Source organism: Dietzia sp. CQ4 (genome assembly GCF_014145125.1).
GTDB lineage: Bacteria > Actinomycetota > Actinomycetes > Mycobacteriales > Mycobacteriaceae > Dietzia > Dietzia natronolimnaea.
The window spans coordinates 1-6,445 of record NZ_JAALDZ010000188.1 but is presented as its reverse complement, the minus strand read 5'-3'; the positions used below and the strand labels follow the sequence as shown (position 1 = coordinate 6,445).

5 protein-coding genes and 1 pseudogene are annotated in these 6,445 nt (G+C 71.1%); all 6 read right to left on the bottom strand.

Going from position 1 to position 6,445, the window contains the following annotated elements:
- Nucleotides 1-57: 57 nt before the first annotated feature.
- The gene (gene urtA / locus G6031_RS11405; RefSeq protein WP_182653325.1) at nucleotides 58-1,311 is read right to left on the bottom strand and encodes an urea ABC transporter substrate-binding protein; all 1,254 of its coding nucleotides are present in this window, start codon (nucleotides 1,309-1,311) and stop codon (nucleotides 58-60) included.
- A 157-nt stretch (nucleotides 1,312-1,468) separates the two neighbouring features.
- Nucleotides 1,469-2,473: an urease accessory protein UreD gene (locus G6031_RS11400; protein ID WP_182653324.1), complete on the bottom strand. Its 1,005-nt coding sequence runs from the start codon at nucleotides 2,471-2,473 to the stop codon at nucleotides 1,469-1,471.
- Nucleotides 2,470-3,105, bottom strand: a complete 636-nt coding sequence (ureG, locus tag G6031_RS11395) for an urease accessory protein UreG (protein ID WP_182653323.1) — start codon at nucleotides 3,103-3,105, stop codon at nucleotides 2,470-2,472. Before ureG ends, G6031_RS11400 begins: the two co-directional genes overlap by 4 nt.
- 53 nt (nucleotides 3,106-3,158) lie before the next feature.
- Nucleotides 3,159-3,875: an urease accessory UreF family protein gene (locus tag G6031_RS11390; protein ID WP_182653322.1), complete on the bottom strand. Its 717-nt coding sequence runs from the start codon at nucleotides 3,873-3,875 to the stop codon at nucleotides 3,159-3,161.
- Nucleotides 3,872-6,085, bottom strand: a complete 2,214-nt coding sequence (ureC, locus tag G6031_RS11385; RefSeq protein WP_182653321.1) for an urease subunit alpha — start codon at nucleotides 6,083-6,085, stop codon at nucleotides 3,872-3,874. Before ureC ends, G6031_RS11390 begins: the two co-directional genes overlap by 4 nt.
- A gap of 45 nt (nucleotides 6,086-6,130) precedes the next feature.
- A pseudogene (locus G6031_RS11380) lies at nucleotides 6,131-6,445 on the bottom strand (hypothetical protein); the annotation flags it as partial.

Below are 6,445 nucleotides of genomic sequence, written 5' to 3'. Positions count from 1 at the left end.
GCCCGCGGCGGCCCCGGTGACCGGGACCGCCGCGGGGGGCGGTGGACTCGGACTGGGTCAGTTACCGGACAGGTCGCCGGCCCACTCGTAGCCCTCGAGGAAGGGGTCCGGCTCGATGGGCTCGCCCGAGCTCCACACCTCGTAGATCAGGCCGTCGGGGCGGATCTCCCCGACGAGTGCGGTCTTGGAGATGTGGTTGTTGTCCCCGTTGATCGTCACGGTGCCCTCCGGGGCGTCGAAGCTGACCCCGCCCGCGTTCTCCTGGATCTCGGCGACGTCGAAGCTGCCCGCCTTCTCGACCGTGTTCTTCCACAGGAACAGTGAGGTGTACGCGGCCTCCATCGGGTCGGAGGTGACCCGGCTCTCGCCGTACTTGGCCTTGAACGCCTCGACGAACGACGTGTTCTCCGGGCTCTCGATGGTCTGGTAGTAGTTCCACGACGTGAGCTGGCCCTCGATGTTGTCCGCACCGATGCCCTGGACCTCCTCCTCGGCGATCGACACGCTCACCACCGGGGTGTCCTCCGCGGTGAGGCCGGCGTTGGTGTACTCGCGGAAGAAGGCCACGTTGGAGTCGCCGTTGAGGGTGTTGAACACGGCGTCCGGGTCGGCGGTGCGCACCTTGTTGACGATGGTGGAGAAGTCGGTGGACCCGAGCGGCGTGTAGTCCTCACCGAGGATCTCCACGTCGTTGGCCTCCGCCCACGCCTTGATCACGCGGTTGGCGGTCTGCGGGAAGACGTAGTCCGAACCGACGAGGTACATCGACTCGACGCCCTGCTCCTTGAGGTACTCCAGCCCCGGGACGATCTGCTGGTTGGTGGTGGCGCCGGTGTAGAAGATGTTCTCCGACGCCTCGAGCCCCTCGTACTGGACGGGGTAGTAGAGCAGCGCGTTGTTGTCCTCGACCACCGGCAGCATGGCCTTGCGGGAGGAGGAGGTCCATCCCCCGAAGATCGCGGCCACGCAGTCGCTGGTGATGAGCTTCTGCGCCTTCTCCGCGAACACGGCCGGGTCGGAGGCCCCGTCCTCGACCACGGTCTCGATCTGCTTGCCCATCACTCCGCCGTCGGCGTTGATCTGCTCCACGGCGAGCTCGACGGAGTCACGCACGGTCCGCTCGGAGATCGCCATGGTTCCCGAGAGCGAGTGCAGCGACCCGATCTTGATGGTGTCGCCGGAGGTGTCCACGCACGATTCCGCGGAGGCCGCGGCGGTGTCCGAGGTGCGGTTGCCGCAGGCGGTGAGGGCGCCGGCCCCCAGAACCACGAGGGCGGCGGCGGCAGCAGTGCGTCTGGAGATGGATTTCACGCGGGTTCATCCTTGCCGTGGGCGGGCGGTCGGTGGCCCCCGCTTCTCGGGGATCGACGCTCGATGAACGCAAAGTTATGAGTTTCATGTGAGCCGCACGGTTCCACAGTGTTTCGTCTGTGTTGCCTCGATCCACCTGCAGTGAACCCTGGGTTTCTCAGCCCTTGCGCAGATCCGGTGCCGGCGCCCCCAGCACGTGCTCACGCGCGGCGGACCACACCGCGCGCACTGCGGCCTCCACCGCCTCCGGGCTGCCGCCCACCACCCGGGACCACGCCCCGCACCCCTCGGGCAGGGTGCTCATCCCACAGCTCACCTCACCCCGGCTCACCTCACCCCGGCGCACCCCCACGCCCGAACCGATGGCCGCCCGCATCGCCGCCGCCAGGTCCGCCGCCGGGCCCGGCGCCAGGACGAACAGCGTGCCGATGGCATCGGACCCGCCGGTGACCATGTCGTCGTCGGGCCCGGTCTGTCCGGCGCCGACCCCGGCACCCCTTCCACCCACGATCCGCGTGGTGTCCACCACCATCGGGGTGCCGTCGGGACGGGTGATCTCCACCTGGGAGACCAGCGCGTCCACCGCCCACCGCTCGCCGCGCGCCACCCGGCCGGCGGTGAGGACGTCGGAGACCACCAGCACCGCGTCCTCGGGGACCGTCGCCCGCAGCCGCTGCTGGAACCGGCTCCCGGCGTACGGGATGAGGGGGTCGGGAACCCACTCGCACACCGCGCCGGCCCCCAGCGTCAGCGTGACGTTCTGCGTGGCGAAGCCGGCGTCCATGCGGTGGATACGCGTGGCGGCCTGGGTGGTGATCACCGAATGGGACCGGTCGGCCATCCGCACGTCGATGTCCAGCCGGTCGCCGCCCACCACGCCCCCGCCCGTCGACATGAGATAGGTGACCGGCACGTGGGGCAGCAGCGGGTCGACGTACAGCGGGCGCATCACCTGTAGAGGAGACTTCTGGTAGCGGTCGGCCAGCACTGTGCGCCCGTCGGCGTCGACCCGGTAGTCGAGGTCCAGGACGCCGACCTTGCCCGGCGATCCCACGGGCAGTGACCCGGCCGAATGCGCCGGACCGGCCGCCACGACCGCCGAGACGTGGCCGGGGTCGGCCGCGCGGGCCAGCCTGTCGGCCCGGGACACGGGTGCGGTCACGCGCTCGGCAGCAGGTCCGCGCGACGCGACTCGAAGTAGTCCAGCACCTCGTCGACCCCGGTGCCGCTGAGGCAGTCGGTCAGCACGACCGGCTTGCCGGAGCGCACGCGGTCGGCGTCCGAGCTCATCACCCCCAGGTCGCAGCGGACGTACTGGGCGATGTCGATCTTGTTGATCACCAGCAGGTCGCACTCGGTGATGCCGGGCCCCCGCTTGCGCGGCATCTTCTCGCCCTCGGCGGTGTCCAGGACGAAGAGGAACAGGTCCACCAGAGCGGGCGAGAACGTCAGGGTGAGGTTGTCCCCGCCGGACTCGAATATCAGGGTGTCGACGTCCGGGTGGGCCTCGAGCATCTCGGCGCCCACGGCCAGGTTCATGGTGGGGTCGTCGCGGACGGCGGTGTGGGGGCACGACCCGGTCTCCACACCCACCACCTTGGCGGGATCGAGGACGCCGGCCAGCGTGCGGCGGACGTGCTCGGCGTCCTCCTGGGTGTAGATGTCGTTGGTGATCACCGCGGGGGCCCGCCCGCGCTCGATGAGCAGGGGCACCAACGCCTCGATGAGCGCGGTCTTGCCCGAGCCCACGGGCCCGCCGATCCCTATGCGCAACACGTTCTGTCCCTCGGTCATGTGCGTCCCTTCCGTCATGGCGTGCGTGTGGGTGGCGTGCGTGTGGGTGTGCGTCAGCTCGCGAAGAGCCGGGCGTCGGAGTTCTCGTGGTGGCAACTGGCCAGGTCCAGCACCGGGGCGAACCCGCCCAGATCCTCCAACACCGTGCCGACGGCGGCGTCGGCGACCTCCTCGACCACGGGGGCCGCACCGAGGACCAGCGCCTGGGCGCTGCGGTGGTCGGCCAACCGCAGGCGCAGCGCGGCGCCGGCCAGGCTGATCACCACGGCGGTGAGGTCGGCGGCCACGGCGTCGCGCTGGTCCAGCCCCCCGCGCGCGTAGACCACTCCCATCACCACGGACTGGGACCCCGGCGACCGGCGGGCTCTGACGTGCGCGTTCCAGGCGCTGACCACCGGGTCGTCGAGCAGCTCGGCCGCCAGGTCCAGGACCTGCTTCCCCGTGCGGGTCGCGCCGTCGCGCAGTTCCCGCGTCAGCCGGGTGGCGTGCAGTCGCCGGTCGATGCGGGTCACCGCGTCCAGCAGTGCGTCCGTGTCACGGCCCCCGTACTCGCTCGTGGCCGCCCACGCGAGGGCGAGCGCGACCGAGTCCGCCGGTCCGATGGCGTGGCGCAGCATCGAGTGCAGCACCTCCGGTAGGCGCCGGGCGTCGACCTCCCCGCGCTGGGCCAGCCCCTCGAGCCCGTGGGACAGGGTGTACATCCCGGATGGGAAGGACGAGTCGGTGAACTGCAACGCGAGCAGCAGCCGCGACAGATCGGTGCCGCTCATGCCAGGTAGTGCAGCTGGGCCAGCGGCAGCGTGGTGGCCGGGGCGATGGTGGCGGGCTCGCCGTCGACGGTCACCACGTACGTCTCGGGGTCCACCTCGATGACCGGGCAGCGGTCGTTGCGGACCATGTCCTTCTTGCCGATCCCGCGGCAGCCGCGCACGGGCAGGCACGGTGAGGTCAGGCCCAGTTGCTCGGGCACGCCGGCCTCGATCGCGGCCGCGGACAGGAACGTCACGCGAGTGGACTGCATGGCCCCGCCGTACGCGCCGAACATCGGGCGGTAGATCACGGGCTGCGGGGTGGGCAGGGACGCGTTGGGGTCACCCATCGGCGCCCACACGATCATTCCCCCCTTGATCACCAGCGACGGCTTGGCGGCGAACGAGTCGACCGGCCACACCACCAGGTCCGCGAGCTTCCCGGGTTCGATCGAGCCCAGGTGATCGGCGATTCCCGCGGCGATGGCGGGGTTGATGGTCATCTTGGCGACGTAGCGCAGGACCCGCTCGTTGTCGTTGCGCGCCCCGCCCTGACCGTCGGGGGACGCGACCACGTCTTCGGGCAGCGGCCCGCGCTCGACACGACAGTGGTGGGCGGTCTGGAACGCCCGCTGCCACGACTCCCCGATCCGTCCCATGGCCTGCGAGTCGGACGAGAAGATCGAGATGATGCCCTCGTCGTGCAGCACGGTCTCGGCGGCGATGGTCTCGGCCCGCACGCGGGAATCGGCGAAGCTCACGTCCTCGGGGATGTCATGCGACAGGTGGTGGCAGACCATCACCATGTCGAGCAGCTCGTCGACCGAGTTGACCGTGTACGGCAGCGTCGGGTTGGTGGAGGCGGGCAGCACGTTGGGCTCGCCGCACACCCGCAGGATGTCGGGAGCGTGGCCGCCGCCGGCGCCCTCGGAGTGGAAGGTGTGGATGGTCGAGTCGCCGAACGCCGCGCGGGTGTCCTCGTAGAAGCCCGACTCGTTGAGGGTGTCGGTGTGGATCGCGACCTGCACGTCGTACCGGTCGGCGACCTCCTGCACGCAGCGGATGGCCGCCGGGGTGGTCCCCCAGTCCTCGTGGATCTTCAGCCCGGCCGCCCCGGCCACGATCTGCTCGACCGCCGACTCGGGCTGGGAGGTGTTGCCCTTGCCCAGGATCCCGATGTTCACCGGCAGCCCGTCGGCGGCCTGCAGCATCCGGCCGATGTTCCAGGCGCCCGGCGTGCACGTGGTCCCCTTGGTGCCCTCGGACGGGCCGGTCCCTCCGCCGAACATGGTGGTCACCCCGTTGGACAGGGCCTCGTCCACCTGCTGTGGGGCGATGAAGTGGATGTGGGTGTCCACTCCCCCGGCGGTGACGATCTTGTGCTCGCCCGCCACCACCTCCGTGCCGGGCCCGATCACCAGGTCGGGGTGCACTCCGTCCTGCAGGTGCGGGTTCCCGGCCTTGCCCACGGCCACGATCCGGCCGTCGCGCACCCCGATGTCGCCCTTGACCACCCCGATCACGGCGTCGAGGATCGTGGCCCCGGTGATCACCAGGTCGAGCGCGCCCGAGGCCCGCGTGCCGGCCGGGTCCTGCGCCATGCCGTCCCGGATCGCCTTGCCGCCGCCGTAGACGGCCTCCTCGCCGTAGCCGGACGTCCCGTCGGTGGTGACGGCGTTGTGATCAGTAGTGATCTCGACGGTCAACACCGTGTCCGCCAACGTCAGTCGGTCCCCGACCGTGGGTCCGTAGATGTCGGTGTAGGTCGCGCGCGGGAGCACGGTCGGCGGGCCCTCGGCGACGGGCACACCGTCCGTGGGCGGCCGGGCCTCGTTGTCGTCGTCATCGGCCACGTCCGCGCTGTCGCAGAGGAACCCGCCGTCGCGCATGCGCCCCAGCGCGCGCTCACGCACGGCCGGATCGTCGAGGGGGCCGTCGACCAGCCCGGAGAAGCCGTGGCAGACGCGCTCGCCGGCGTAGTCCACCAGTCGCACCGTGCGGGTCTGACCGGGTTCGAACCGCACCGCCAGTCCCGCGCCGATCGCCAGGTGGCGCCCGTAGGCGGCGGGCCGGTCGAACCGGAGCTCGCGGTTGGCCTCGAAGAAGTGGTAGTGCGAGCCCACCTGGACGGCGCGGTCGCCGGTGTTGGTCACCGCGAGTTCGACGGTCGCGCGCCCGGCGCCCAGCGTGATGTCGCCGTCGCCGTACTGGTACTTCCCGGATCCGGACATCGCGCTCCTCGGGGTCGGTGTGGTGGTGGACTGGTGGAGTGGGGGCTAGTGCGAGTGGGTGTAGACGCTGCCGTCGGCCGCCACGTGGGAATGGGCGTAACCGTGGCCGTCCTCGGCGTCGAGCGCCGCGTCGATGCCGTCCCGTCCGTGGTCGAGCCGGTGGACCGCCTCGCGCACGCGGGTGTCGATCACGCTGCGCAACACCGCCGGACCCAGGAGGTACTCGCCCTCGCCGGGCAGGTCCCGGCCGGTGACCGGCGCCGGGGCCAACGTGGCGCTCACGACCATCGGACGCCCCGACCCGAGCGCATCGAGCCGCGCGACACCGCCGGCCAGGTCCGGGTCCGGCTCGGTGCCGCC

Coding starts and splice junctions, on each gene's coding strand:
- ureC (WP_182653321.1), bottom strand. CDS start 6,085: ATGTCCGGATCCGGGAAGTACCAGTACGGCGACGGCGACATCACGCTG.
- G6031_RS11390 (WP_182653322.1), bottom strand. CDS start 3,875: ATGAGCGGCACCGATCTGTCGCGGCTGCTGCTCGCGTTGCAGTTCACC.
- ureG (WP_182653323.1), bottom strand. CDS start 3,105: ATGACCGAGGGACAGAACGTGTTGCGCATAGGGATCGGCGGGCCCGTG.